23 protein-coding genes and 1 tRNA gene are annotated in these 26,564 nt (G+C 69.4%); 7 read left to right on the forward strand and 17 right to left on the reverse strand.

What is annotated here, in order from left to right:
* Positions 1-175 precede the first annotated feature (175 nt).
* Complete coding sequence (locus O9280_RS11330; RefSeq protein ID WP_298342571.1) at positions 176-832, forward strand: class D sortase; 657 nt, start codon at positions 176-178, stop codon at positions 830-832.
* Positions 833-925: 93 nt separating this feature from the next.
* Positions 926-1,570: a hypothetical protein gene (locus O9280_RS11335; RefSeq protein WP_298342574.1), complete on the forward strand. Its 645-nt coding sequence runs from the start codon at positions 926-928 to the stop codon at positions 1,568-1,570.
* A 76-nt stretch (positions 1,571-1,646) separates the two neighbouring features.
* On the opposite strand, the gene O9280_RS11340 is transcribed toward O9280_RS11335, so the two are convergent.
* The 6 genes from O9280_RS11340 to O9280_RS11365 are packed head-to-tail and all read right to left on the reverse strand — an operon-like array spanning position 1,647 to position 6,646.
* Positions 1,647-2,072 carry a hypothetical protein gene (locus O9280_RS11340; RefSeq protein WP_298342577.1) on the reverse strand — a complete coding sequence of 142 codons (426 nt, stop codon included), beginning with the start codon at positions 2,070-2,072 and terminating at the stop codon, positions 1,647-1,649.
* A 38-nt stretch (positions 2,073-2,110) separates the two neighbouring features.
* Complete coding sequence (locus tag O9280_RS11345) at positions 2,111-3,055, reverse strand: hypothetical protein (RefSeq protein ID WP_298342580.1); 945 nt, start codon at positions 3,053-3,055, stop codon at positions 2,111-2,113.
* A gap of 52 nt (positions 3,056-3,107) precedes the next feature.
* Positions 3,108-3,785: a class I SAM-dependent methyltransferase gene (locus O9280_RS11350; RefSeq protein WP_298342585.1), complete on the reverse strand. Its 678-nt coding sequence runs from the start codon at positions 3,783-3,785 to the stop codon at positions 3,108-3,110.
* A 25-nt stretch (positions 3,786-3,810) separates the two neighbouring features.
* Positions 3,811-5,043 (reverse strand): MFS transporter, encoded by a 1,233-nt coding sequence (locus O9280_RS11355; protein ID WP_298342588.1) that lies wholly within the window; start codon positions 5,041-5,043, stop codon positions 3,811-3,813.
* The gene (locus O9280_RS11360; RefSeq protein WP_298342591.1) at positions 5,040-5,882 is read right to left on the reverse strand and encodes a hypothetical protein; all 843 of its coding nucleotides are present in this window, start codon (positions 5,880-5,882) and stop codon (positions 5,040-5,042) included. The genes O9280_RS11355 and O9280_RS11360 overlap by 4 nt, the downstream gene beginning before the upstream one ends.
* A 2-nt stretch (positions 5,883-5,884) precedes the next feature.
* Positions 5,885-6,646 (reverse strand): hypothetical protein, encoded by a 762-nt coding sequence (locus O9280_RS11365; RefSeq protein WP_298342593.1) that lies wholly within the window; start codon positions 6,644-6,646, stop codon positions 5,885-5,887.
* 77 nt (positions 6,647-6,723) lie between these two features.
* On the opposite strand from O9280_RS11365, the gene O9280_RS11370 reads away from it, so the two are divergent.
* The 4 genes from O9280_RS11370 to O9280_RS11385 all read left to right on the forward strand — a co-directional run bounded on the left by O9280_RS11370 (position 6,724) and on the right by O9280_RS11385 (position 9,664).
* A complete protein-coding gene (locus tag O9280_RS11370; protein ID WP_298342595.1) occupies positions 6,724-7,056 on the forward strand; it encodes a hypothetical protein in 333 nt (110 codons plus the stop codon).
* An 85-nt stretch (positions 7,057-7,141) separates the two neighbouring features.
* Positions 7,142-8,194 carry a class III extradiol ring-cleavage dioxygenase gene (locus tag O9280_RS11375; RefSeq protein WP_298342598.1) on the forward strand — a complete coding sequence of 351 codons (1,053 nt, stop codon included), beginning with the start codon at positions 7,142-7,144 and terminating at the stop codon, positions 8,192-8,194.
* Positions 8,195-8,207: 13 nt separating this feature from the next.
* A complete protein-coding gene (locus tag O9280_RS11380; RefSeq protein ID WP_294065333.1) occupies positions 8,208-8,804 on the forward strand; it encodes a type IV toxin-antitoxin system AbiEi family antitoxin domain-containing protein in 597 nt (198 codons plus the stop codon).
* The gene (locus O9280_RS11385) at positions 8,801-9,664 is read left to right on the forward strand and encodes a nucleotidyl transferase AbiEii/AbiGii toxin family protein (RefSeq protein ID WP_294065331.1); all 864 of its coding nucleotides are present in this window, start codon (positions 8,801-8,803) and stop codon (positions 9,662-9,664) included. Before O9280_RS11380 ends, O9280_RS11385 begins: the two co-directional genes overlap by 4 nt.
* A 28-nt stretch (positions 9,665-9,692) precedes the next feature.
* Here O9280_RS11385 and O9280_RS11390 read toward each other — a convergent pair whose 3' ends face one another.
* From O9280_RS11390 to O9280_RS11405, 4 genes are all read right to left on the reverse strand, one after another.
* Entirely contained in the window at positions 9,693-10,316 is a 624-nt protein-coding gene (locus O9280_RS11390; RefSeq protein WP_298342604.1) for a plasmid pRiA4b ORF-3 family protein, read from the reverse strand.
* A gap of 80 nt (positions 10,317-10,396) precedes the next feature.
* Positions 10,397-10,473 (reverse strand) — tRNA-Arg (locus tag O9280_RS11395).
* A gap of 209 nt (positions 10,474-10,682) precedes the next feature.
* A complete protein-coding gene (locus O9280_RS11400; protein ID WP_298342607.1) occupies positions 10,683-11,873 on the reverse strand; it encodes a serine hydrolase in 1,191 nt (396 codons plus the stop codon).
* Positions 11,874-11,904: 31 nt separating this feature from the next.
* On the reverse strand, positions 11,905-13,074 hold the full coding sequence (locus O9280_RS11405) for a VCBS repeat-containing protein (protein ID WP_298342610.1): 1,170 nt from the start codon (positions 13,072-13,074) through the stop codon (positions 11,905-11,907).
* 190 nt (positions 13,075-13,264) lie between these two features.
* Here O9280_RS11405 and O9280_RS11410 point away from each other — a divergent pair, with 190 nt between their 5' ends.
* The gene (locus O9280_RS11410) at positions 13,265-16,864 is read left to right on the forward strand and encodes a hypothetical protein (RefSeq protein WP_298342613.1); all 3,600 of its coding nucleotides are present in this window, start codon (positions 13,265-13,267) and stop codon (positions 16,862-16,864) included.
* Positions 16,865-16,910: 46 nt separating this feature from the next.
* On the opposite strand, the gene O9280_RS11415 is transcribed toward O9280_RS11410, so the two are convergent.
* From O9280_RS11415 to O9280_RS11445, 7 genes are all read right to left on the reverse strand, one after another.
* On the reverse strand, positions 16,911-18,386 hold the full coding sequence (locus O9280_RS11415; RefSeq protein ID WP_298342614.1) for an alpha-amylase family glycosyl hydrolase: 1,476 nt from the start codon (positions 18,384-18,386) through the stop codon (positions 16,911-16,913).
* Positions 18,387-18,440: 54 nt separating this feature from the next.
* Entirely contained in the window at positions 18,441-20,357 is a 1,917-nt protein-coding gene (locus tag O9280_RS11420; RefSeq protein WP_298342616.1) for an EAL domain-containing protein, read from the reverse strand.
* Complete coding sequence (locus O9280_RS11425) at positions 20,354-20,599, reverse strand: hypothetical protein (protein WP_298342618.1); 246 nt, start codon at positions 20,597-20,599, stop codon at positions 20,354-20,356. Before O9280_RS11425 ends, O9280_RS11420 begins: the two co-directional genes overlap by 4 nt.
* Before the next feature lie 115 nt (positions 20,600-20,714).
* Entirely contained in the window at positions 20,715-22,097 is a 1,383-nt protein-coding gene (locus tag O9280_RS11430) for a GAF domain-containing sensor histidine kinase (RefSeq protein ID WP_298342621.1), read from the reverse strand.
* Positions 22,094-23,188: an HD domain-containing phosphohydrolase gene (locus O9280_RS11435; RefSeq protein WP_298342624.1), complete on the reverse strand. Its 1,095-nt coding sequence runs from the start codon at positions 23,186-23,188 to the stop codon at positions 22,094-22,096. Before O9280_RS11435 ends, O9280_RS11430 begins: the two co-directional genes overlap by 4 nt.
* 85 nt (positions 23,189-23,273) lie before the next feature.
* Complete coding sequence (gene mnmG, locus O9280_RS11440; RefSeq protein ID WP_298342629.1) at positions 23,274-25,157, reverse strand: tRNA uridine-5-carboxymethylaminomethyl(34) synthesis enzyme MnmG; 1,884 nt, start codon at positions 25,155-25,157, stop codon at positions 23,274-23,276.
* A 42-nt stretch (positions 25,158-25,199) separates the two neighbouring features.
* Positions 25,200-26,552, reverse strand: a complete 1,353-nt coding sequence (locus O9280_RS11445) for an FAD-dependent oxidoreductase (protein WP_298342632.1) — start codon at positions 26,550-26,552, stop codon at positions 25,200-25,202.
* Positions 26,553-26,564 lie beyond the last annotated feature (12 nt).

Here is a 26,564-nt window from a genome sequence, read left to right on the forward strand (position 1 = left end):
ATCCTGCGTCGGACCGGTGCTGGACCATCGGCGTGGTGCTTGCGCGTGATCATCGCGGCCTTGCCATCGCAATGGGTGCGGCACCGAACAGTGGGCGCACGGCAAAAAGTCTAGCTTCGACGACGGATCGTGCAACGCATCTCTTGAGCACGCTCCGAAGGGCCTGGAGCGTCGCATGCCATCACCGATTCGCCTCGTGTCATCGTGGCTCTCGATCGAGAACGTCCTCTCGACGCTGGGCGTCGCGCTGCTGCTGGTCTTCGCCGGCGGTCGCGCCCTCGGTGAGGTCGAGCGGCGGGAAGCCATCGTTGCTTTCACCGCATCGACGCCCGCCACGGCACCCGGAACGGCCTCGCTGCCGTCGCCCTCCAGCGATCCAGATCGCAGCGAATGGTCATCCGCGCGGGTCCGGGACCATGCCGAAAGCCTGCTCGCGGAACGGTCCTTGCCGGTGGCCGTCCTGCGCATTCCCCGTGTGGCGCTCGAAGCTCCGGTGTTCCCGGACCTCAGCGAGCGCAACCTCAACCGCGGCGCAGGCCTGGTGGATGCCGCGGCCGGCGCCGACAGCAACGGCAACCTCGCCATCGCCGCGCACCGCGATGGCTACTTCCGCGCGCTCCGTCGGGTCGAGGTGGGCGATGTGGTCGTGCTTGAAAGCGCCTCGCAGCAGCGCCGCTACCGCATCGATGCGCTGTCGATCGTCGAACCGCACGACTTGTCGCCGCTCCAGTCGAGCACGGGCCCCGTCCTGACCCTCATCACCTGCTACCCATTCTGGTTTGTCGGCAACGCGCCGCAACGCTTCATCGTGCGCGCCGTCGCCGTGCAGTAACGAGTGCCCTCCCGCCCCCCGGCGGTGTGCGCGAAAACGGTCCCCCCCGCCGCCGGCGGGAACCGAGCTTTGTTCCGCCACAGGAGAGTGAAAATGAAAACGATGACCCCCCGCCTGATCGCGCTCATGGTCGGCCTGGCCTGCGCCAGCGGCCTTCCCGCGCAGGACCTCAAGACGCGCCAACTCGCACCGACCGATACCCGCGTGCTGAGTTGCGGGCAGGTCGACATGGCCTGGAACGTCGCGCTGATCACCCAGTACCCGCGCATTCCCGAGGCCTGCTTCGAGGTGATCACCAACAACGACATCAAATGGGCCCGCTTCGAGGCCGACTTCGTTCGACTCGACCGCGACGGCTCGGTGGTCGCTGACTTCTATGGGCCCAGCGGCGCGAAGATGGGGCGCTACACGGTTCTCAACAACCCGGGCGATCAGGTAACGCTGGGTGGGCGTAAGTACCCCTTTTGGGCCCTGCGCAGCGGCCAGCGGATCAACCTCTACGTGCCGGAGGGCGCCGCTGCGCTGACCACCGAGCCCGGCCTGCCGCCGGATCGCTACGGCCGCTTCGTGCGCTACGAGGAATTGCCGCAGGAGCCCCGCATGGCCGACCCGGCACCGGCGCCGAACTACATTGCTGCCCGCATGCCGGACACCGCGGGACCACTGCCGTGGTTCGCCGTCGCCGGCTTCGGCGCCTTGCTGGGCGGCCTTGGCCTGCGTCTTCGCAAGCGTGGCTGATGCGTGAGGTCGTCGGTTCGTTATCCCGATCCGGGCCGGCATCGCCGCGCTCGGATTCGGGATGGCGCTCCGCGGTTCAGCGCTTCGTGCAGATCGGCACCACGATCGTCTTGTCCTTCCAGTACAAGCACTCTTCCGGCGTATTGATCTCGCAAACTTCGGCGACGACATCGGTGAAGCCCGCATCCGCCAGCGCTTTTCGGTGCCGCGGCGAGAAGTCGCGCACTTCGTCGGAGAAGTAGGTGAACACGCCGCCGGGCTTGAGCAGGCGGTGCGCTTCGGCGAAGAAGAACCAGTGCGCGGCCACTTCCTCGCCCTGCGTCGGGTAGGTGTCGAACAGGATGCCGTCGAAGCTGCCGGGCTCCAGTTGCGCCACCACGTCCTGCCAGAAGCCGAACATCGGCGTGACGCTGGGGTGCGTGGCCGCGAAGGCCTGCAGGCGCTCGTACACGCCGGCATTGGCCTCGATGATCACGTGCTCGCGCAGCGGGTGAGCCTGCACGTGGCCGGCCGAGATGCCCGTTTCGAAGACTCGATGAGTCACTCGGAAAGAAACGACAGGTCGGAACACTCCGCCACGCTGGCGGCCATAGGGTTCTCGGCCATGCATTGGGCATGACACTTCTCGGCAGCGGCACCTGCTCCACATTTTTGTTGGCATGCGAGAGAAAAGACACGAGCGGAGATTGACCAAGCCCCTCCCCGACCAAACGCCAGGCGGAGCGGCTCAACGTCAACGCCACCCGCCTGACGTGCCATGGCCCGATTTACCTGCTCCTCGCGCTCGCTAGTCTCGCGAATGATTGCTCTGTGGTGTTCCACGCGATCGATCAGCACGCGCCGCCTTGCCTTGTCCTGCCCCACGCTGGCCTCGGCATCAAGGTTCTCAAGGACCTCTTCTGAGTGATCACGCTGATCTCGGAAGACGCCGACACAGAAAGCTGCCTTCAGCTCGACAGGCGACGGCCCGCTGAGCAAACGTTGAGCCCCTGTCGCAGACTCCGCTGCGGACGCTTCTCGGCCCGCGCGGAACTGCTCGATCAGTGGGCCGATCTCGGAAAGGTTTCCTTGAATGAAGTCGACGCAATCTGCCGTCACATTTTCCCATTGCTGTGCACTCGCTTCGTCGTCTCTTGCAAGGCCACCCTCAGTGTCGATGCCGAATCCCGCGGCCATCCTTTGGTTCTTGGGATTTTCGCGAATCGCCAAAGGAGCGACGGGTAGGTACGTCCGAATCACTTCGACGCCCCATTCTCCAGCATGCGCCGTGCGCGCTCCCCACGACCGCGAGGCCATGGTGAGCGCCAGCTCTGTCACTTCATGCTCATTCTTCTCATCGCCACTGGCGCCGCTTGCCAGAAGCGAATAAATGATGCTGCACGTCATCGCCTCCTTTGCGCGATCTGACAATTCTTCAGGCGTAGATGACGAGGCGTGTCCGTAGCCGACAACAAAGAGAAGCGCGAGCGGAAGATAGCGAAACATGGCTTGATGGCGTCGAGGTTCGAAAGAGGATTAGTGGTTTTGATGGAATGCCTTACCGCTTCGTGCAGATCGGCACCACGATCGTCTTGTCCTTCCAGTACAGGCACTCCTCCGGCGTATCCACCCCGCACACCTCCGCGACCACGTCGGCGAACCCCGCATCCGCCAGTGCCTGGCGGTGCCGCGGCGAGAAGTCGCGCACTTCGTCGGAGAGGTAGGTGAACACGCCGCCGGGCTTGAGCAGGCGATGTGCCTCGGCGAAGAAGAACCAGTGCGCGGCCACCTCCTCGCCCTGCGTCGGGTAGGTGTCGAAGAGGATGCCGTCGAAGCTAGCGGGTTCCAGCTGCGCCACCACGTCCTGCCAGAAGCCGAACATCGGCGTGACGCTGGGGTGTGTGGCCGCAAAGGACTGCAAGCGCTCGAACACGCCGGCATTGGCCTCGATGATCACGTGCTCGCGCAGCGGGTGGGCCTGCACGTGGCCGGCCGAGATGCCCATGCCGAAGCCCAGCTCCAACACGCGTCCACCGCCGCGCGTGGCCACGTCGGCCAGGGCCTTCATGTAGTTGTCTTCCCAGTCCTCCATCACCGGGTGGCCGGCGATGGTGAGCTTGCCGTCCTTGTACACGGCGGGCTCGTCGCGCCATTGCTCGCGCTTCTCGGGGAAGCCGATGTCGAGCATGGTCTGGTAGTGCGGGTTTTCGCCGACGGCGTCCTGGGGCTTGATCATGGCGTTCTCATCGGCGGTGGTTGGGTCAGCGGATCGGGTAGCGCGTGAGCGCGAAGGTGAAGTACAGGACGCAGGCGAACATCAGCACATAGGGCAGGCCGTCGACCTGGAAGGCCTGCATCGCGAGGCCGATGGCGATCATTCCAACAGTCCCGCCCACCGCCTCCATGATCGAGGCCATGCCGTTGGCGGCCACCTGCGCGTCGCCTTCGAAGCGCTCGGCCACCACGGCGAGGCAGATGGAATACAGGCCGCCCATCACGCCGCCCCACACGAACAGCAGGCCGCGCGCCAGCCACAGGTCGTAGATGGCCATGGGCAAGCCCACGGCGGCCACCAGCGAGAGCAGCACGAGGGCCATCATCACGTAGCGGCGGTCGAAGTGGTCCGACACCCAGGCCACCGGCATCTCCAGCGCGATGGCGCCGAGCATGAAGGCGGAGAGCAGCAATGCGGCCTGCTCGAAGGCGAGGCCGTTGTTCATGCCGTAGAGAGTGATGAAGCCCTGCAAGCCGAGGATGGTGGCGCCGGTGAGGGCCAGCGCGAACATCACCGCCGGCGCTTGTCGCAGCGTGTCGAGCAGGCGGCCTTGTCGCGGCCGCTTGAAGCGCGGCGCCAGCACGCGGCCGGCGAGTAGCGGCAGCGCGGCCAGCGTGCTGAGTATCGCGCTCAGCAGCAGGGCGATTCGCGTGGTCTCGGTCACCAGCGCATCGGGCTGCAGCGCGAGGTGGGTTTCGGCCAAGGCGTCCAAGGCGGTGAGCGTCGGCGCGAGCAAGGACGTGACGTGCTCCAACTGCCCCACCAGCACCGGGCCCAGCGCCAGGCCCACCGAGATGGCCGTGCCGTACAGCGCGATGGAGAGGCCGCGCGCGCGTTCGAAAGGAATGCTGTTGATCCAGGTCTGCAGCAGGGTGCCGAACAGCACGTTGCCGAGGCCGTGCAGCGCAACCAGCGCCAGCCAGTGCGGCACGTCGACCACGAAGCTCAGCAGCAGCAGGGCCGGCAGGCGGATGGCGGTGGAGACCAGCAGCCACGAGTACAGGCTGGCGAGGCCGAGCATGCGGCCGAGCGCGCCGCTCACCAGGAACACCGAGACGAACTCGATGGCCATCACCGCGCCGATCACGCCCTTGTCGACGCCGTAGCTCTCCAGCGCCGTCGGGAAGATCACCGCATTGATGCCCACCGAGACGGCCTGCACGAAGCTGGCCAGCACGATCAACAGGGCCGCGGCGCCGGCGCGCCCGCTGGCGCTCATGCCGGCGGCCTACCGCCCGCGTCGTCGTCGAGCCGCGCCTGCACGCCCTGCAGGTCCTCGAACAGCGCGTTGCGGCGGTGGTGCAGCACGAGGATGAAGCGGCGCAGGAACCACACCGTCGAGCCCATCAGGAAGGCGATGAAGAAGGCGGTGACCAGCGCGCGCCGCGTGGCGCGGCCGATGGGTTCGAGGCGGGCGAGGTAATCCGACACCTCGAGATCAAGGCCGAGCACGCCAATGGCCGTGCCGTTCGCATCGCGCAGCGGCACGTAGGCGCTGACGAAGGTGCCCCACTCGTCGGTGTAGGGCTCGGCGCTGGCGCGGGTTTCGCCGGTGCGCAGGGCCTCGACCATCTCGGCGGGCGGGTTGTCGTAGGCGGACAGCAAGGCCACGCGCGTGTCTTCCTCGTCCGCGAGCGGCGGCAGGGTGGCATCGAGCACGAAGCGCACGGTGTCGCCGTCGAGCACCGCGGTGTAGAGGAAGGCGATCTGCGGGTCGGCCTGCTTGGCGCGGATGAGCTGCTGCTCGGCGGCGATGAAGCCAGCGGTGCTTTCGAGATCGGGCGCGTTGAAGCCGCGATGCTTTTCGACATCCACCAGCGTCGACAGCACGTTGGCGGTGCGCAGCAGGCCCTGGCGGATCTCCTGCTTCTGCGCATCGAGCGCGCGCAGGTGGATGAAGCTGACGGTGATGAAGGTGGCGGCCATCACCGCCACGAAAACGACCACCGCCTCCAGCAGCGGGCGGATGCGATAGCGGCCGGGCGCGTGCTTGGCGAGCAGGGACGCGAGTTCGGCGCGATCGAGGGCGGGGGCGGCGCGGTTGGAAGGATCAGCCACGCTCAAGCGCCCGCTTCGTCGGGCAGGCTCACGCGCGGCGGCGCCTGCGCGGCCACCGGGCCGAGGTCGGCGAGGAACTCGTCGACGTGCGCGTTCATCTGCGCGGCCGTCACGGCCAGCCCGCGCGGCGCGCGGTCGTGCCGCAGCAGGAAGAGCGGCAGCGCACGGCCGTCGAGCACGCCCTTCAGCACGCCGAGGCCCAGCCAGCGCACGGCATCGGTCTCGCCGAGTTCCAGCATCAACAGGGCCAGCGGGTAGGACAGCGCAACTTCCGCGCCTTCGGCATGGCTGCCGAGGCGGAAGCCGAAATCGATGTCGGGGCCGAGCACGTCGACGTACACGCCGCCTTCGGGGCCGCCGGACATCTCGGGGATCTCAACCTTCATGTTGCGGCCGGAGACATCGGCGCTCCAGGCGATGCCGCGCAACTTGAGGCCGTAGTCGGCGTGCAGGGTGGCGCTGTAGCGCGCCACCGCGGCGGCGAAGCCTTTCAGCACGCGCTGCGCGTCCTGCCGCGTGCGCGGCGCGGCGACGAAGACGATCTCGTCGCCGATCACCTTCCAAACACCGAAGGGAACGAGATCGTCGGCCTCGGCGAAGGCCATGCCGATCTCGCCGGTGAACACCAGCGGGAATTCTCGGAACAGCCGGGCGAAGGGCGGGATCCAGCCGGAATCGGCCGCATGCGCCTGCTTGAAGGGCGTCGAGCCGACGACGTCGACCGACAGGAACAGCAGCGTGCCATCGACACTGGAAAGCAGCATGGGGAACCCCGCGCGGAACGGTGCAACAGGTAGGGTACACGGGCCCCGAATGCCCGGGGCCTACCGAGGAACCCCACATGCGCCTTGCCCGCCCCACCTCCCTGCTCATCGCTCTGCTTGGCCTCGCTCTCGCCGGCAGCGTGGCGGCCGAGGACCTCGATTTCGAACTGACCAACGCGACCTCTGGCGTGATCACGGAGTTCTACGCTTCGCCGGCCGACGTGGACGAGTGGGAGGAGGACATCCTCGGCGCCGATGTGCTCGGTGCGGGCGAGAGCGTCAGCATCACCATCGCTGACGGCCGCACGCAGTGCGAGTACGACATGAAGTTCGTCTTCGACGACGGCAGCGAAACCACGGTGGACGCCGAGGACCTCTGCGAGACCGGCAGCTTCACCATTACCGAGTAAGCCGCCGGGCCGAGGCGGGGCGCGGCAACGCTGCGTTCCCGCCCCGCGCTCGCCGTCGGTGCGGGACGGGGCACAGGCTGACTCCATGCCCACACCCCTGCCCACCCTCTTCCTCTCGCACGGTGCGCCGACCTTCGCGCTCGAACCCGGCGCCGCCGGCGCGGCCCTGCGCGGATTCGCGGAAGGCCTGCCCACGCCACGCGCGGTGCTCCTGCTCTCGCCGCACTGGATGACGCGCGGCCTGTCGCTCACCGGCGCAAGCGCACCGCGGACGATCCACGATTTCGGCGGCTTCCCCGCGCCGCTTTACGCCCTGCAGTACCCCGCGCCGGGCGATCCGGCGCTGGCCGCCCGTGCGCAGGCCCTGCTGGCCGCACAAGGCTTGGTCGCGACGATCGACCCGCAACACGGCTTCGACCACGGCGCCTGGGTGCCGATGATGCATCTCTACCCGCAGGCCGACGTGCCTATGGTGCAGCTCTCGATGCCGGCCGACCTCGATGCGCACACGGCCGCCGCACTCGGCGCAGCGCTTCGCCCACTGCGCGACGACGGCGTGCTGGTGATCGGCTCGGGCAGCCTGACGCAAAACCTGTACGAACTCGACACTGCGGCCGGCGAACGCCCCTCGCCCGAAGCGCAGGCCTTCGTTGAATCGGTGAGTGGCGATCTGGCCCGCGGCCTCGGGGCCGAAGCGTTCGCGGAACGGTTGATGGCCACGCCGGGCCTCGCCCGCGTTCATCCCACCGTCGAACACCTGTTGCCCCTGCCCTTCGCGCGCGGCGGCGGGCGAGACGGCCTCAGCGGAACGGCTGGAGGGCGGATATCGCTACGGCGTGCTGTCGATGCACGCCTTCGTGTTCGCTTAAGGAAGTGGCGCGCCCGGAGGGATTTGGCTTCGGAAGCCTCGGAAGTTCAACGATGGCAAGAGGTTGCAGTATGCCCAGATCGACGCAACACGCGGTCTGAAGCCTCGGGAGCGCAGGGCATTCCCCGACGCCAATGCCCTTTGGACTCGACTTGCACCCTACGGCGAGCGGCACTCAGGCCCATCAAGGTGAGTACTGGCGGTGTTCCGCAGCAATGGACCGCTGTTACAAAGTCGATTTCTTTATTGACATTGATATCGGATATGTAACAACCTCGTCACCATGAAATTCCATGCTCCCGCCCGACATCTGCTGGAGAAGCAGGGCTGCGCTCGCGCCCGCGATCTGCGCGCGGCCGGGCTGGAAGCGGCCCAGATTGCCCGGCTCGTCCAGCGCGGCGAGTTGATTCAGCTGGCGCGAGGGCTCTATGCCCTCCCGCATCGTTCGCCCTCTCAGGACGAAGCTCTGGTGGTGGTCGCGCAGCGCAAGCCGGAAGGCTTCTTCTGCCTGCTGACCGCGCTGCGATTCCATGGCCTCACCACACAGGCGCCTGGGGCGGTATGGCTGGGACTGGGGCCCGGGCAACACGCGCCCAAGCTCGACTGGCCATCCCTTCGTGTCGTGCGCTACTCCGGTGCGGGACTCACCGCAGGAATCGAAACACACGTTCGAGACGGCATTCCGCTTCGAGTGACCAGCGTCGCGAGGACGGTCGTCGATGGCTTTAAGTTCCGGAACAAGATCGGCCTCGATGTCGCGCTGGAGGCACTGGCGCAAGCGCGCCGCGAACGCCGCGCCGACAATGACACGATCTGGCAGCTGGCGACGGCGCTGCGGATGGCGAACGTCATGCGGCCGTATCTGGAGGCCGTGTCGTGAGTGCACCAACGTCCGCTCGCATCGACTCGATCCGGCAGCGTCTGCTCAACATCGCGAAACAGAACGACGAGGAGTTCCAACTCACGCTGGATCGCTACGCCGTCGAGCGTCTCCTGTACCGCCTGTCGATATCGCCCTATCGCGATGACTTCGTCCTGAAAGGCGCCCTGCTCTTCCGCCACTGGTTGGACCAATCGCATCGGCCCACGCGTGATGCCGACTTTCTCGGATTCGGGACGCCCGATCCAGGGCGAATCGCCACCGTGGTCCAAGCGCTCTGCGAGGCCGACGTCGATGACGGACTGATCTTCGACCTGTCGCGGATGAGCGTCGATGCCATCCGCGAAACCGCGCGCTATGACGGACTGCGCGTCCAACTCAAGGCACGGCTCGGCACCGCGACCTGCGTCATCCAGTGGGATATCGGATTCGGGGATGCCATCACGCCCGAGCCGGAGGAAGTGCGGTTCGACACGATGCTGGAGGATGTTCCCTCGCCGGTGCTTCGGATCTACCCGCGCGAAACCGCCTTCGCGGAAAAACTCGAGGCCATCGTGGTGCTGGGCATGGGCAACAGCCGGATGAAGGACTACTTCGACCTGCTGAGCCTGATCCGCGAAGCGCGCATGGCGCCGACGTCACTCGCTCAGGCCATCACGGCAACCTTCGCGCGACGGGCAACCCCGTTGCCGGCCGAACTGCCGATCGGACTGACCACCACCTTCGCTCTCGACAAGACGAAGCGCCTGCAGTGGCGAGCCTTCCTCGATCGGAGTCGACTCGAGGCCCCGGCACTGGAGGAGACCGTCGCAGAGATCGCAGCGGTCGTCCGCCGTGTTTTAGAAGAAGCGAGGCGCTGAAGGCGAGTCCGCCGTACAGGCGGCGAGGTCAGCGTCGCTGAGAGGCGATGTACGCCAGCAACCGCTTCAGCCGCGGCGCCGGGTTGGCGAACTTGACCTTCTGCTCGTCGAAGGCCTCGGGATCGAAACGGCCGCGCCGCCCCTTTTGGCTGCTCGCCCACGCATGGGACGAGGCGTGGTCCGGGTCCTCGGGGTCCGCCAGGGTTTCGAGCAGGCTGGCATAGCCATCGGAGCCACCGCAGTCATCGGGGGGCGCCGAACGCTCCCCGGCCGTGCAGCGCGGATACGCCTTGCCCGGAGCGGCCTGAAGGATCTCCTCGAGCACGATCAGGTGCGCCCAGCCGTCGCCGAAGTCGTATTCGTACTCGAGTCGCGGGTTGGCATGGGTCAGGACATCGGCGACGCGATGCTCCCAGCCGGGCAACGGCGGGTTCTCGTCGAAGTCATCCAAGGGCATGCCGAGGCGCGGATGGCCGTCACGTTGGCCCACAGGGCGGAACTCGTGCAGGTGGGTGTCGTTCCAGGCGAATGCGCTCTGGATGGCCACATGCAGGTCCCAGAACGTGCAGTCGCCGGGCATCTGCAGGCGACGCCAGATCAGCGGTGCGACGTGCTGGAGTTCGATGCGGATCTGCAGGACGGGCTTCGCCATCGCCGCGCCTTTACTCATTTCGCCGGCGGCGGCCATCAAGCGCTGTCCCAGATTCGTCCCAGATTTGTCCCAGAGGGAAATGGCGCGCCTGGAGGGATTCGAACCCCCGACCAACGGCTTCGGAAGCCGCTACTCTATCCGGCTGAGCTACAGGCGCGTTTCTAAAGGACTTTTTCCGCTCCGGCCCCACTTTTTGAGTAGAGGCCGGTGTGACACTCACCTCGCACCTGTTGACCCATGAGTAGAGGCTTCGGAAGCCACTACTCTATCCGGCTGAGCTACGGGCGCGTGGTGTGCAGCGACTGCCGGGCGACCCACGGCAGGCGCGCAGTATAGCCGAGGCCAGCCCCGGCCGGCCGCCGGGCCTCAGGGCGCAGGGTTTCGAGCCGCGAGCAGGCGCTTCAGGAAGCCGTCGAGCGCCGGATCGCCGTCGATCCAGCGCGCCACCACCACGAGGTCGTGCTCGCGGTCGATCACCACCGCGTTCATGCCGTTGCCAACGAAGTACACGGTGCTTTCTGGCATCGACGGCAGGGCCTTGCGGCCGGTGTTGAGGAACCAGTTGGCGTGGCCGTAAGCGGGGTTCGCGGTGCCGGGCGTGCGCGAGCGCGCCATCCACGCCGGGTCGACGATCTGCCGGTCGCCCCAGCGGCCTTCGCGCAGGTAGAGCAGGCCGAAGCGCGCGAGGTCCCAGCTGTCGATGAAGAGCCCGCCGCCCCAGTGGCCGCCGCCGGAGACCGACTGCACGCGCCGGCCGTCGAGCGCGAGCCACGAATTGCGGTAGCCCTCCCAGCGCCAGCGCGAGGACGCGCCGATGGGGTCCATGATCCGCTCGCGGAACACCACCGGCAGCGGTTCGCGATGCACGTGCAGCGCCGCCAGCGCCAGCACGTTGATGCGCACGTCGTTGTACTCGTACACCGCGCCGGGCGCGGCGCGCGGCGCATTCGGCCAGTCCTCGGGCGTGTAGCCGACCGGTCGATCGGCCCAATCCGGCTTGCCCCAGAGCGTGCCCTGCCAGTCGCTGGTCTGGCGCAGCAGATGCTCCCAGGTGATCGGCGCGTTCTTCGGGTCGGTGAACAGATCGACCCCTGGCGGCATCGAGGCAGCCACCGGCGCGTCGGGGTCGATACGGCCGTCCTGCCAGGCGAGACCGACCACGGCGGAGAGCGCGCTCTTGGTGATGCTGTGCGACATGTCGACGCGATCGGGCTCGCCGAACGTCGCGAGCACGCGGCCGCGGTGGATCACCACGCCGCTCACCGGACCGCGCGGTGCCATCGGCCCGAGGATGCCGCCGAACCAGGGCTCGCGCTGGCCGAAGCTGCGCACCCAGGCGGCGGTCTGGTCGCGTGGCGCAGGGTTTTCCTGCGTCTGCACCCAGGCGACGGCCTCGGCGAGTTTCGCCGCATCGAAGCCGCAGTCGCGTGGCGGGCATTCGGCCCAGGCGCCGCGCGGCGGCACGTAGGACGCATCGGCGGTCGTGTCACTGGCGTGGGCGATGGCGGGCCCACACAGGGCGAGCGCCATCACGAGGAGACGGAACGGACGCGGCATCAAGGGTCTCGGGGTCGGAACGCTGGAAGGTTCAGCGTGCCAGCAACACGTCCGGCGCGGCGCGCATCGCGAGAAAGCGTTCGGCGCGGCCGTCCCCATCGGCATCGAGCATCACGCTGTCGAACAGCGGCCCGCGGATCGTTGCCGGCCACAGGCTCGCCGGAGCGGGCGAGAAACGGCCCGACCCATCGTTGAGCAGGGCGCGCACCGGCGAGGGCTGCGGCGCGCCGAACACCACGTCGGCACTGAGCAGGTCGAGGTCGCCATCGCCATCGAGGTCGTGCAGGTCGCCATGGAAACCGCTCTGCGCATCGGGCGGCAGCTGCGTGGCGCTCTCATCGGTGAAGCCGCCGCGTCCGTCGTTCACCAGCAGGCGGTCCTGCGCGTCGGCCTGCGGGCGGCTGAAGCGCGTGTTGGCGGGGTAGACGTCGAGGTCGCCATCGCCGTCCACGTCACCCAGCCCGACCTTGCGCGTTTCGTCGGCCAGTGCGGGCCACTGCGCCGCCGATGCGAGGGCGAAGCGGCCACGACCGTCGTTGAGCAGCAAGCGTGCGCCGTTCTCCTTGCCGAACACGAGGTCGGCGTCGCCGTCGCCGTCGACATCACCGGCGATCACGTCCTGCGAGATGCCCTCGAACGCCGGCAGGGCCTCGCGGTCATGCGCGAAGCGCGCCGCGCCGTCGTTGCGCAGCAGGCGGTCGCCGTCGGCATTGGCGGCGACGAGGTCGAGGTCGCCATCGGCATCGACGTCCACGGCGATGATCCCGTTGCCAACGGCGCCGACCGCGGCATCGAAGGGCGCGACGGCGAATCGACCGGTGCCGTCGTTGAGCCAGAGTTCGCTGGCGCGGTCGTCCTCGCTGACGATGGCGAGATCGAGGTCACCGTCGCCGTCGAGGTCGGCGAGCGCGGCCTCCTCGTGGTCGTGCGTGGTCTGCGGCACGCGCGTGGGATCGACGCTGAAGCGGCCGCGGCCGTCGTTCAACAGCACCTGCACCGGGGCCCACTCCATCGCCACCACCAGGTCGGTGTCGCCGTCGCCATCGACATCACCGGCCTTGGCGTCCATCGACAGGCCCGCGAGCAGGCCGGGCGGCAAGGCACCCTCGCGCGGCAGCCAGGGCGTCGCGGCGGCGTGGGCCGCGACTCCGGCGGCGAGGACAGCCAAGAGAGCGCGACGAACGGGGTGGGACAGTCGCATGGGCAGGCTCCGGCAGGGCAACCCGCGAGTGTCGGCCCCGGACCGTGAGCACGGCGCACAGCCGCCGGGACGGACTGGCCGGGTCGGACTGTGATAGACGCCACGCTCCGCGCCACCGCCGCGTGGCGATTGGCGTGAAATGTCAAAGCGAGTGTTTCACTGGGCGCCTTTGCCCCACGCCCCCCCCCCGATGACGCTCGCTTCCCGCCCCTCCGCGGTGCTGTTCGCCACCTTCCTGCTCGCCGCCGTGGCGGCGCCCGCGCCCCTCCGGGCCGCGCCCGCCGTGGCGCATCCGCTCGCCGCGGAGGTCCGCGAGGGCCGCGACGCCCTCGATGCCGCGCTTGCCGCCAAGGACGCCACCGCCGCCCGTACCGCCGCCGCCGAACGCCTTGCCGCGCTGCGCGCACTGCTCGAGGTCGCGCCCTCGCAGGTGCCGGCACTGCTGTGGGACGAGGCCCAAGCCGCCCGAGCCCACGAGGTCGTGGGCGACGCGGTCGAAACCCGCATGGCGGGCATCGAAGGCGAACTCTCCGTTTACCACTTCGATGATTTCGAGCGCGGCCGCAGCTGGGACGAGCACGTGCTCACGGTGGACGGCAAGCGCTACGACCTCTTCGGCATGGCGCCGCTGCGCGACCTGCCGAACAACCGCCGCGTGCGCATCGCCAACGCCGTGCGCATCGACGACGCCCTCCTCGCGCTCGACACCGTCGAGGTGCTGCCGCGCATCGAGGCCAAGGCACCGAACCGCTACGCCAGCGCACGCATCGCCCTGCTGCTGGTGAACTTCAGCGACGACACGCGCACGCCGTGGACGCAGGCGCAGATGGAAACGGCGATGCAGACCAACACGCGCTGGTACGACGAGGTCAGCCACGGCAAGCAGACCACGACCTTCCAGGTGTTCGGCTGGTACACGATGCCGAGCCCCAAGGCCGGCTGCGACTACATCCGCATCGAGAACGAAGCCGTGGTCGCCGCGCGCGAGGCGGGCGTCGACCTGTCGGGCTACAACATCGTCGCCTTCGCTTTCCCGTCCAACGCCGACTGCGCCTGGGCTGGCCTCGGCGGCGGCGGCAACTTCTGGCTCAACGGCAACAACAGCCTGCGCGTGATCTCGCACGAGGTCGGCCACGTGCTCGGCATCGGCCACGCCAACTCGCTGCGCTGCACCGATGGCCAGTACACCGACACCGCCAGCTGCACGCGCAACGAATACGGCAGCCCCTTCGACGTGATGGGCGCGGCCAGCTCGGGCCACTTCCATCCAGGCGCGAAGACCTACCTCGACTACATCGAGGAACGCACCGGCACGCAGGGCCTGCAGACGGTGACGCGCAGCGGCGAGTACGACGTGTTCCCCTACGCCACCGCCACCACGCAGGTGAAGGCGCTGGGCATCCCGCGCCTCGGCAGCGGCCGCATGTACGTGGAGTACCGCACGGCCTTCGGCTTCGACGCCTCGCTCGGCTCGCGCATCGGCCCCCGCGTGCAGCTGACCACCGGCACCAACACCCTGATCGACCTCACGCCGGCCACGACCACCTGGGACGACGCCTCGCTGGCCGTCGGCGCGACCTACGACGAAGCCGGCACCGGCATCCGCGTGCAGCTGCTCTCCGCCGACGCGACCAAGGCGCGCGTGCGCATCGACCTCGATCCCTGCGGCCGCACGCTGCCGCTGGTGCAGGTGACCGACCTCACGCCGAACGCGATGGCCGGGCAGACGAAGCGACTGCGCGTGGACGTGAGCAATGCCGATGATCCCACGCAGTGCGGCGCGGCGACGCGCTTCCGCCTGCTGGCCGAACCGGTGGGCACCGGCGCCACCCTGCCGGCCACGTCGTGGTCGCCCGCCGCCGAGGTGTGGGCCCCGCCGGGCGGCAGCGGCAGCACCGAACTCGCGTTCGCACTGCCGGCCGATTTCACCGGCAGCCTGCAGTTCTACCTCGACGTTGCGAACGCGGCGCGTCCGATGCTGAAGTCGCGGCCCTTGCAGACCTTCACGGTGCCAACGCTCGGCCTCGAGCGTGTGTCGGGCGACAACCAGAGCGGCAATGGGAACGTGGCCTTCGCGGAGCCGCTGCGCGTGCGCGCCCGCAATGCCGCCGGCACCGTGTTGGCCAACCAGACGATCACCTTCACCGCGGCCTCGGGCACGGTGTCGGCCACGCTCGGCAGCAGCGGTCGCTGCACCACCGATACGAACGGCGAATGCGGCATCACGGCGACGGCGCGCACCACGCCCGGCAACTACGTCGTCCGTGCTGCGGCCACTGGAGCAACGGGTGAGATCACGTTCCGTCTGACCAACAACGGCACGCTGACGGCGGACACCACGCCCGACGCCTTCCAGCTGCCGGCCCGCAGCGGCGTCGGCTTCGGCGTGCCGGTGGTGTCGAGCAACGCGCGCATCAGTGGCATCAACACCGCCACGGCGGTGAGCGTGGAGAACGGCGAGTACTCGCTGGGCTGCGACGGCAGCTTCACCGCCGCCGCGGGCACGCTGGTGAACGGCACGGCGATCTGCGTGCGCCACACCAGTGCGCGCACGGGCACGACCGCCACCACGACCACCCTGCGCGTCGGCACACTGGCCGTGCCCTTCACCTCGACGACGGCCTCGGGCGGCGCCACGACTGGCTCGGTCGACACGATTCCCGACGCCTTCGCTTTCAGCGCGCAGACGGGCGTTCCGGTGTCGAGCACGGTGACCTCGGCGCCGGTGGCGATCAGCGGTCTCACCGGCGCGGCGCCGCTGAGCATCGTCGAGGGCACGCATTCCGTGGGTTGTACCGGCACGTACACCAACGCGGTGGCGAGCATCACCAACGGACAGACCGTGTGCCTGCGCCACACCAGCGCGGCGCGCGCGAGCGTGACCACCGCGACGACGCTGACCATCGGCGGCGTCAGTGCCGAGTTCAAGTCGACCACCGCGGCCAGCACGCGCCCGCAGACCGCCAACCAGTTCGACCTCTCCGGCGCGTGGTTCGAACCGGCCACCGCCGGCCAAGGCCTGATGGTCGAGATGTACACCAGCACCGCACGCGGCGGCGCGGCGCCGTATCTCTTCGCCGGCTGGTTCACCTACACGGATCGCATCGGCGGCGTGGCCGAGCACGACTGGTTCGCCCTCGAGGGCACGGGCACGGCCAATGGCCGCGTGTTCCCGCTCACCATCGGCCGGCCGAACGCCAACGTGTTCGACAAGGGCGCGGCCGCCGGTGCACCGGTGGTGCTCGGCACCGCGACGCTGACCTTCAGCTCCTGCACGCAGGCGGTGCTCGACTACCAGTTCAACGCGGCGGGCGGCTCGCGCAGCGGGCAGGTCGTGCTGCAGCGCCTGCTGTCGAACGTGGCCTGCGACGAGGCGACGCCGGTGGCGAACGCGCCGCGCGGCTTCCTCAATTCGGGCGCGTGGTACGAGCCGGCGACGGCCGGCCAGGGCCTGCTGTTCGAACTGAACCCGACGGATCGCCAGCTGTTCGGCGCCTGGTACACGTTCGCGGCCAGCGCCCCGGCCGATTACCGCTGGTACACGCTGCAGCTGGGCAACGTCGACCCGGCGGCGACGCGTCTCGCGGCCGTGCCGGTGTTCGAGACCACGGGCGGGCGCTTCGACCGCAACGAGACCACGAGCATCCGCCAGGTCGGCGAAGCCACGATCGAGTTCACCGGCTGCACGACGGGCACCTTGAGCTACCGCTTCACCGTCGGCGAACTCGCCGGCCGCACCGGCGACATCCCGCTCAGCCGCGTCGGGCCCGCGCCCAGCGAGTGCCGCTGACGGCCCTGCGAATGGAAGCGCGCGTCCTGCAACGGGCGCGCGCCCTTCAGTGCGGGTCGGCCACCAGCACGCGCCAGCCCCAGGCCGGCAAGGTCATCGGCTCGCCCTCGCGCACCGTCACGCGTTCGCCGCCTTCCCAATCGGTGTAGTCGCCGGCCTGCGGGCCGTCGTGGAAGCGCACCGTCTGCGCTTCGGCGCTGAAGTTGAAGACGGCAAACACCTTGTCGCGGCCGTTCTGGCGCACGAACGAAAGCACCTTCCCCTGTCGGTCGCTCGGCACGTGCACCATCCGCGCGCCCCAGCGCCCGGCATGCAGTGCGGTGTTCGCCGTGCGCAGGTCGATCAGGCGTCGATAGAAATCCGCCATCGGATGCTCACGCCAGACGATCGGATCGCGCTCGAAGAACTCGAGGCGCTTGTCGTAGGCCGCTTCCTGCCCGTTGTAGATGAGCGGGATGCCCTCGCCGACGAAGCTCAGCACCATCGCCGCCGGCAACGCCGCGCCGAAGGCCTCGAACTCGGTGCCTTCCCAGCTGTTCTTGTCGTGGTTGCTGGTGAACGTCATGCGCAGCGCGTGCGCCGGCCAGAAGTTTTCGTTCCACGAGTAGTAGACGTGCAGGGCGTTGGTGTCGGCCTTGCCCTGCGCGATGCGGTGCACGGCGTCGTACCAGCTCCAGGCATAGCTGGCGTCGAAGGCATGGGCGTGCAGGTCGCGCGATTCCCATTCGGCAAGGAGAAAGAGCCCGCCCTGCTCGGCGGAACGCACGGCGTCGAGCTCGCGCCGCACCTGCTCCCAGAAATCCAGCGGCACGAAACCGGCGACGTCCATCCGGAAGCCGTCGATGCCGACGTCGACCACCCAGTGCCGCAGCGCGGCCTGCATGTAGGCGCGCAGGCCGGGCTGCGAATAGTCGAGCTCGATGATGTCGCTCCAGTCCCACCATGGCGTCGGTCGGAAATCCCCCTTCCAATCGCGCTTGTACCAATCGGGGTGCTCGGTGCGGAGCGGGTTGTCCCACGCGCTGTGGTTGGGCACCCAGTCGAGGATCACCTTCATGCCCTGCGCGTGCGCCGCCGCGACGAAGGCGCGCAGGTCGGCCTCGGTGCCGAACTCCGGGTTCACGCCGAAGTAGTCACGCACCGAATACGGACTGCCCAGTGTTCCCTTGCGATGCTCGACGCCGATGGGATGGATCGGCATCAGCCAGAGGATGTCGACGCCCAGCGCCTTCAGACGCGGCAGCTGCGCCTGCGCCGCCGCGAAGCTGCCCTCCGGCGTGAACTGGCGGGTGTTGATCTGGTAGATCACCGCGTCCTTCGCCCACTCGGGCGTGGACGGCCCCGGGGCAGGCGCCGGCGCATGGCGCGCGCCATCGATCGCCGCCGCGCTGGCGGCGCGGTGCGCCTCAGTGGGCGCGAAGGGCAGCGGCTCGGCGGCCATGGCGGGCATCGAGGCGAATGTGGCGATCAGCAGGGCAGCGGCCGTCGGCCACGTGGCGCGACCGGCAGTTGGGCGGGGCATCGGCAAGCTCCATCGGCATGGAAGGCATGGGTGCGCGTGCGGGGTGCGCCGGTCTCAGCGCTGCGCGATGTGCGCGGCGTGGTCCGGGAATCGCTCCGAATACCAGCGGGTGAAGACGGCGGCGGGCATCGCATCACCCCACCAGCGGCCTTGGCCGGCGTCGCAGCCCAAGGCCTTCAGGCGCTCGGCCTCGCCAGCACTTTCGATGCCTTCGGCAACGGTGCGGATGCCGAGGCTGGCGGCGAGCTGCGAGATGGCGCGAACGATGGCTTCGCCCTGCGGACCGTCGGCGAGGCCGCGCACGAAGCGCTGGTCGATCTTCAGCGCCTGCACGTCGAAGCGCTGCAGGTAACCGAGGTTGGAATAGCCGGTGCCGAAGTCGTCGATCGACAGGCCGACGCCGATGGCGCGCAGGCGGGTGATTCGGTTGCGCAGCGGTTCGGCATCACCGACGAGGCTGGATTCGGTGAGTTCAAGGAGCAGTTGCTTGGCCGGCAGCGCGTTGGCCGCGAGCACGCGCTGCACCACGACGTCGAGCTCGCCCTGCGCGAGCTGCACCGGCGAGACGTTCACCGAGACCACCAGCGGGGGCAGGCCGCGCGCTTCCCAGCGACGGGCCTGAGCGGCGGCCTCCTCGAGCGCCCAGGCGCCGAGCGGATGGATCAGGCCGCTGCGCTCGGCCAAAGGAATGAAGGCCCCCGGCGAGACCAACCCGCGCTCCGGGTGGCGCCAGCGCATCAGCGCCTCGACCGCGCCGACGCGGCCGCTGGCGAGGTGCACGATCGGTTGGTAGTGCAGCTCGAGTTCGCCGCGATCGATACCGGCGCGCAACTCGGATACCAGGCGCAGGTGCTCGCCGACGTCGAGGTCCACTTCCGCGTCGGCGAATCGGAAGGCGTTGCGACCGTCGGCCTTGGCGCGGGCCATCGCGGCCTCGGCACGGTTGAGAAGGGTTTCGAAGGTGTCGCCGTCGGAGGGAAACCGCGCGATGCCGATCGAGCTGCCGCAGGCGATGCACAGGCCATCGCGCTCGAAGGGTTCAGCGAGGCCGTCGAGCAGCCGCTGCGCGAACACGGCCAAAGCCTCGGCATCGGCCAGCTCGGTGCTCACCACCACGAACTCGTCGGCGCCGAGGCGGCCGAGGGTGTCGGTCTCGGCGGCCAGCACGCGCAGGCGCTCAGCCATGCGCTGCAGCACCGCATCGCCGACGCCGTGGCCCAGCGAATCGTTGACGCGACGGAAATCGTCGAGGTCGATCACCAGCATCGCCAGCGGCGTGCCGTCGCGGCGGGAGCGCGCCAGCGCTTGGGCGAAACGGTCCTGCACGAGCAACCGGTTCGGCAGGCCGGTGAGGGCGTCGTGCTGCACCAGGAAGGCGAGGCGCACGGCGCTGTCCTTGGCCCGGCTGCTCTCCGATTCCGCGCGCGCCACCGCGGCCTGCAGGTCGCGGGCCATGGTGCGGCCGATAACGGCAACAACCACGAGGATCAGCGCGCCGTTGACGAAGCTCCATGGCCCGACCGGCGGCACGTTGGGCTGGTACCAGCCGCTGCTCTCGCCCCAGACCAGCAGGCCGAGGGACAGCACCATCGTGCCGCCCAGCGCCGCCAGCCGCCGCGGGCTGAGCGCCATCGCCGCCAGCACGAGGATGCAGGGATAGGCCAGCACCACGAGGTCGCGGATGCCGCCATGCATCCAGATCACCGCGGTGGCGACGAAGGTCATCACCCACAGCACCATCATCAGCGACTGCTCGACGCGGCCCCGCTGCTGCATCCACAGCGCCACGCCCAGCAGCGCGACGCCGGCCAGCAGCGGCGCCTGCACACGCGCCTCGAGCAGCGTCAGATTGATGATGGCGAACACGCCCAGCGCTGCCATCAGCAACAGGATCAACTGGCGGACGCGCCGCGACTGCAGCGCGAGCAGCGAATCGCGCACGGCGCCGGCGTGGGTGGAACGGGGGATCACGTCGCCGGCTTGTAGAGAGCCGCGTGGACGCAGGAGAGGACATGCACAACTGCCCCGCCAAACGGGAAGATCCCGAATGTGATCAAGCCAGTCACCGCCCAAGCAACGCCGGCGAAAACGAACCAGAACAGGGCCCAGAGAATGCGCCCCTGCACCAGTTGCCCGAGGCCAGCAATGAAGAAGCTGCAGACGGCGGCGATGACGTTGCCGGTGCTGCCGCGGCCAGCGGTGTTGTCGCTCATTGGGGGGCTCCTCGGGGGTGGTCCAGCGCGCAGGGTGCGGCCCTTCGAAGCGTCGCGCAAGCGCGTCCGGTCACGCCGCCCGACGATGCGGCGCACGATCGGCGCGGGTCTTCGATCAAGCCGGCGCTTGGCAGGGGAAGCGAACGTCAACCCGGCAACCACCCCCTGCCGAGGTCTCGATGCGGATCTCGCCACCCAGCGTGCGCTCCACCAGGGTGCGGACGATGCTCAAGCCGAGGCCCGTGCCGCCGCGCATCCGTGCCGTCGTGTAGAAGGGCTCGAAGGCCTTCTGCAGCACGTCGGGCGGCATGCCGGCGCCGGCGTCGATCACTCGAAGCCAAGCCATCCCGCCGTCCTGACCGGCTTCCAAATCGATCCGGGCGTTGGGCGGCGGCGTCTCGCCGTAGCCATGGAGGCAGGCATTCACCACGAGGTTGGTGACAACCTGCGCGAGGCTGCCGGCATAGCTGTCGCACTCCACCGCCGGCACCTCGGCCAGGTGGGCCTGCACGCCGCGCCGGCGCAGCATGGGCGTCAGCGTGGTGAGGACATCGGCCAGCGTCTTGCCGAGCTCGAAACGGCTGCGCACGTCGTGGGTCTGGTCGGCGGCGGTGCGCTTGAAGCTTTCCACCAGCCCGGCGGCGCGCACCGCGTTGCGCTGGGCCATGTCGAGGCCGTCGCCGATCTCGGCCAGGCCGGCTTCGAACTTCGAACGCGTCAGCGTGCCCCCGGCCTGCGCCTCGCGCAGCTGCGCCAGCAGCCCGGCGCAGTGGCTGACCGCCGTGACGATGACGCCCACCGGGGTATTGATCTCGTGCGCGACCCCGGCCACGAGCTGGCCGAGGGCGGCCATCTTCTCGCGCTCGACGAGGTGGCTGCGGGCCTTCTCGAGGTAGTCGAGCGCGGCGCGCAGCTCGGCGGTGCGCTCGGCGACGCGTTCCTCCAGCGAGGTGTTCAGTGCTTCCAGCCGCTGCTGGTAGTCGCGACGCTCGGCCGCCGTCAGCACGCGACCGAAGAGGTCGGAAAGGCTGCCGAGGAACCCCACCTCGTCGTCCGTCCACGCACGTGGAGCACCCCGGTGCTCGGCGCACAGGATGCCGACCATGCGGCCGTGCTGGCGCACCGGGCAGTCGAGCATCGAATGGATGCCCAGCACGTCGAGGTAGCCATGGGCGAACTCGGCGGTATCGGGATGGGTCGCCGCGTGGTCGGCGACGATGGCGCGCTCGCGGCCCAGCGCCTCGAAGTAGCGCGGGTACTGCGTGGCCGTGAGTTCGAGGTCCAGGTCGTCGCGATGGCCGCCGTCAGCGAGGTCGCAGAGGTGCAGGCAGCGCATGGACTGGCCGTCGCCGGCGCGCATCCACACGCCGCAGCGGTCGATGCCAAGACCCTCGAGGGCGGCGGCGGTGATGGCGCGCGCGCTCTGGGCCACGTCGCCATCGTCGATGTACGTGGCCTCGCTGAGCGCCAGCAGCAGGCCGTCCCGCGCGTTCCTCATTTGGCCAGGGCGCGGGCCTTCGCCCGGACGGACATCAGTGCCTCGAAGTTCGCCAGCGCCCGTTCGACCAGCGCGGGGTCGAGGGCCTGCCCGGCGGCGGCGACCAAGGCGGCGCGCAGGGCGTCGGGCGTCAGGGCTTCGCGTTCCGGCTGGGGCAGCAAGTGGGCGTCGAAGAAGTTGGCGATGGCGAGAACGCGGCTTTCCAGACCGATGGCCTCGCCCTGCAAGCCCTTCGGGAAGCCCTGCCCGTCCCAGCGCTCGTGGTGCTCGCGGGCCAGCTGCGCGGCCAGGCGGCCTTCGACGGTGGCGAGGCGGTCCAGTAGGCCCGATCCGACCTGCGGGTGCTCAAGCACCGCCTGGCGACCCTCGCCGTCCAGGGATTCGTACTGCAGCAGGGCGTTGCGGACGCCTTGCGGCAGGCGCATCAAGCCGACGTCACGGAGCACCGCGGCGTGCCGGACGGCTTCGACCCGCGTGGCCGGCAGGCCCGCCAAGCGGCCGAGCTCGGCGGCCACTTCCGCCGAGGCCATGGCGTGCGGGAAGTACTCCGCCAGCGATTCATCGACCACGCGCGACAGCAACTCGACCATGCCGTGGAAGGCGCCTTCGACGTCGACGATGTCGCGGAAGCTGCGGATGGCGCTGTGCGCGACCGTGCGCAGCTTCTGCGCGGAAAGCTCGGTCTTCTCGCGGTAGTCGTTGATGTCGTAGTCGCGGATGACGCGGTCTTCGGGCAGGTGGCCCGGCTGGCCGGTGCGCACGACCAGGCGGGTGCGATGGTTGCCCTGCTGCTCGCGCACCGCGCTGATGACGCGCAGGCCGGCGCTGGGCTCTTCCATCACCATGTCGATGAGGCCGAGCGCGATGTCGGGATGGGTGGCGAAGAGCGCGATGCCCTCCTCGGCGCTCGAGGCTTCGAGCAGGTCGAGCGGGCGGCCGTCGACCTTCAGCTGGCCGAGGGCGAGTCGGGTGATGGCGCGGACCGATTCGTCGTCATCGACGACGGCGACTTTCCAAGGCGTGACGGGGGCGGCGTCCCGGGCATCGTCCGGACCTTCCGCCGCGAACTGCAGCTCGTCGTGCATGGACATGGCGCACTCCCGACCGAGGAAGCCCGAGGATGCCATGGCCTCGGGACAATGGAATGAGGAGCCTGCGAATTCCCGTCACGGCGCCTCAGGCGGCCCGGCCGTCCCGCTTCAGGTGCACCAGCAGCAGGGAGATGGCCGCCGGCGTGATGCCGGGGATGCGCTGGGCCTGGCCGATGGTCTCCGGCCTCACGGCGCTGAGCTTGGCCACCACCTCGGCGGACAGGCCGCTGATGCCCCGGTACTCGAAGCCCGTCGGGATGGCGGTGGTCTCGTGGCGGCGCTGGCGCTCGATGTCCTCGCGCTGGCGGTCGAGGTAACCCGCGTACTTGGCGGTGATCTGCACCTGCTCGGCCACCTTGGCGTCGGCCACGCCCGGGCCGAGGCCCTCGACGGCCACGAGGGCGGCGTAGTCGAGCTCGGGGCGCTTGAGCAGGTCGAGGGCGTGGGTCTCGCGGGAGATCGGCTGGCCGGTGGCGGCTTCGAAGGCACGGCCGAGCGCGTTGTTCGGCGCCGCCCACAGCCCCCGGAGACGGGCGGTCTCGGCTTCGATGGCCTCGCGCTTGGCCTCGAAGGCGGCCCAGCGCGCGTCGTCGACGAGGCCGAAGTCGCGGCCGGTGGGCGTGAGGCGCAGGTCGGCGTTGTCTTCGCGCAGCTGCAGCCGGTACTCAGCGCGCGAGGTGAACATGCGGTACGGCTCGGTGGTGCCGTGGGTGATCAGGTCGTCGACCAGCACGCCGAGGTAGGCCTCGTCGCGGCGCGGCGTCCACGCGTCCTTCTGCTGGACGAAGCGCGCGGCGTTGAGGCCGGCGAGCAGGCCCTGTGCCGCGGCCTCTTCATAGCCGGTGGTGCCGTTGATCTGCCCGGCGAAGAACAGGCCTCGGATCGCCTTGGTCTCCAGCGAGGCCTTCAAGCCGCGCGGATCGAAGAAGTCGTACTCGATGGCGTAACCCGGCCGGGTGATGTGCGCGTTCTCGAAGCCCTTGATCGAGCGGACGAGTGCGAGCTGCACGTCGAAGGGCAGCGAGGTGCTGATGCCGTTCGGGTAGATCTCGAAGGTGTCGAGGCCTTCCGGCTCGATGAAGATCTGGTGCGAGGCCTTGTCGGCGAAACGCGTGACCTTGTCCTCGATGCTGGGGCAGTAGCGCGGCCCCACGCCTTCGATGACACCGGTGTACATCGGCGAGCGGTCGAGACCGCCGCGAATGGCCTCGTGCGTGGCCTCGTTGGTGTGGGTGATCCAGCAGCTCACCTGCCGCGGATGCACGGACGCATCGTTGTCGAAGCTGAAGGTCGGGATCGGCGAATCACCCGGCTGTTCTTCGAGCCCGTTGAAGTCGATGCTGCGCGCGTCGATGCGCGGCGGCGTGCCGGTCTTCAATCGCGCCACGCCCAGTGCTGCCTCGCGAAGACGCTGCGCCAAGACCGTGGACGGCGGATCGCCCGCGCGACCACCGGCGTAGTTCGCCAAGCCGATGTGGATCTGCCCGGCAAGGAAGGTGCCCGCGGTCAGCACCACGGCGGGCGCATGGAACTCGAGGCCCATCTGCGTGCGCACGCCGGTCACGGCCTCGCCGGCGAACAGCAGGTCGTCGACCGCCTGTTGGAACACCGAAAGATTGGACTGCGTTTCCACCATGCGGCGGATGGCCGCCTTGTAGAGCACGCGGTCGGCCTGCGCGCGGGTGGCGCGCACGGCGGGGCCTTTCGAAGCGTTCAAGGTGCGCCACTGGATGCCGGCGCGGTCGGCCGCGCGCGCCATGGCGCCGCCGAGCGCGTCGATTTCCTTGACCAGATGCCCCTTGCCGATGCCGCCGATGGCCGGGTTGCAGCTCATCTGGCCGATCGTCTCGATGTTGTGCGTGAGCAGCAGGGTGCGCGCACCGGCACGGGCGGCCGCCAGCGCGGCTTCGGTGCCGGCGTGGCCGCCGCCGACGACGATCACATCGAAGGCGTGGAAGGGCGTGCTCATGGCGCGCATTCTGCCGCGCTCCGGCTGAATCGGCGTGAGCGCTCAGCCCGCGGCCGCCAGCCGGCGCGCCGCCTCCAGGCCGGACAGGTAGGCGCCGTGGACGGTGGCCGGATGGGTCGGGTGGCAATGCTCGCCGGCGAACACCACCCGCTCGTCGAGGGGCTCGCCCAGCACGCGGCGTTGCGTCGGGGTGCTGCCCACCGGCACGCAGGAGTAGCTGCCGCGCGCCCAGGGATCGGCCTTCCAGCGGCTCACCTGCGCCGCGACCGGCGATGGGACGCCGCGGCCGAAGACGCCACGCAGGCGGCGCATCGCGAGGTCCACGGTGGCCGCGTCATCCAACCCCTCGATCCGTTCCGCCGCCCCCGCCGCGTTGAAGCCGAAGAGCGCCGGCCGGCCCGTCGCCCGATGCAGGCTGACCCATTCGGCGAATTCCCCCGGGGCCGCATCGACCACCTGCAACCAGTCACGCTCGACCGGCCAGAAGGGGCGATCGAAGCGCAGGGCCACCTTGTTGAGCAGGCCCATGGCGAGCCCTTCGTGCAGGGCCTCGTGGCGCGACGGCGGCAGGGGCGGATCGAAGACCACGTCCCCCGACTGCAGCACGCCCAGCGGCAGGGCCACCACCAGCTGGCGCGCGGTGTGCACCCCGCTCGGGGTGTGGATCTCGATGGGATCCCGGCGCCACGCGATGCGCGTGACCGGCGTGCCCAGGCGGACGTCGAGGCCGGCGGCGAGATGCCTTGGCAAGGCCCCGTAGCCGGCGGGGAACAGCCGGTCCTCGCCGGGATAGGCCTCGGCGCCGTCGAACCAATGGGTCGACAGCCGCGCCAATGCCCCGGCGTACTCCTGCTCGACGGTGCTGTTCGCCCACTGCGCGAGCAGGGCGCGGTCGTCCCCGGTGCGGGCGACGCGCTCCGAGACCGCGCGGAGGACATCGGCCAGCGGACGGTCGGGCGCCGCGTCCTGGGCCTGGACGATGGCGTCCTCGAACGCTTCGCCCAACGCGGCCTGGCGGCCCAGCTCGCGATCGGACAACGGCCGGCCGTCGGCCCACCAGGCGGCCGCGTTGTCGACGTCGGTGGCGTTGGTCCGGGCACGGGCTTCAGCGGCCAGCGCGGTGAGCGGGTTGCCCCGATGGCCGTGGATCCACGAGGCCCCGAGGTCGATGGGCAGGTCGGGCCATGCCTCGCTGGTGAACACGCGGCCGCCGATCCGCGCACGCGCCTCCAGCACCCGCACGCGCCGCCCGGCGCGGGCCAGCTGCCGGGCGGCCGCCAAGCCCGCCATGCCGGCACCGAGCACCAGCACTTCGGGGTCCGCCGCAGCTGGGCGCGCGATCCGAGGCAACGCGGCGGCCAAGGCCAAGTGGATCAGGGCGGTACGACGATCCACGAGTCGCCCCCG

The sequence above is a fragment of the Silanimonas sp. genome, assembly GCF_027531545.1.
Classification (GTDB): Bacteria; Pseudomonadota; Gammaproteobacteria; order Xanthomonadales; family Xanthomonadaceae; genus Silanimonas.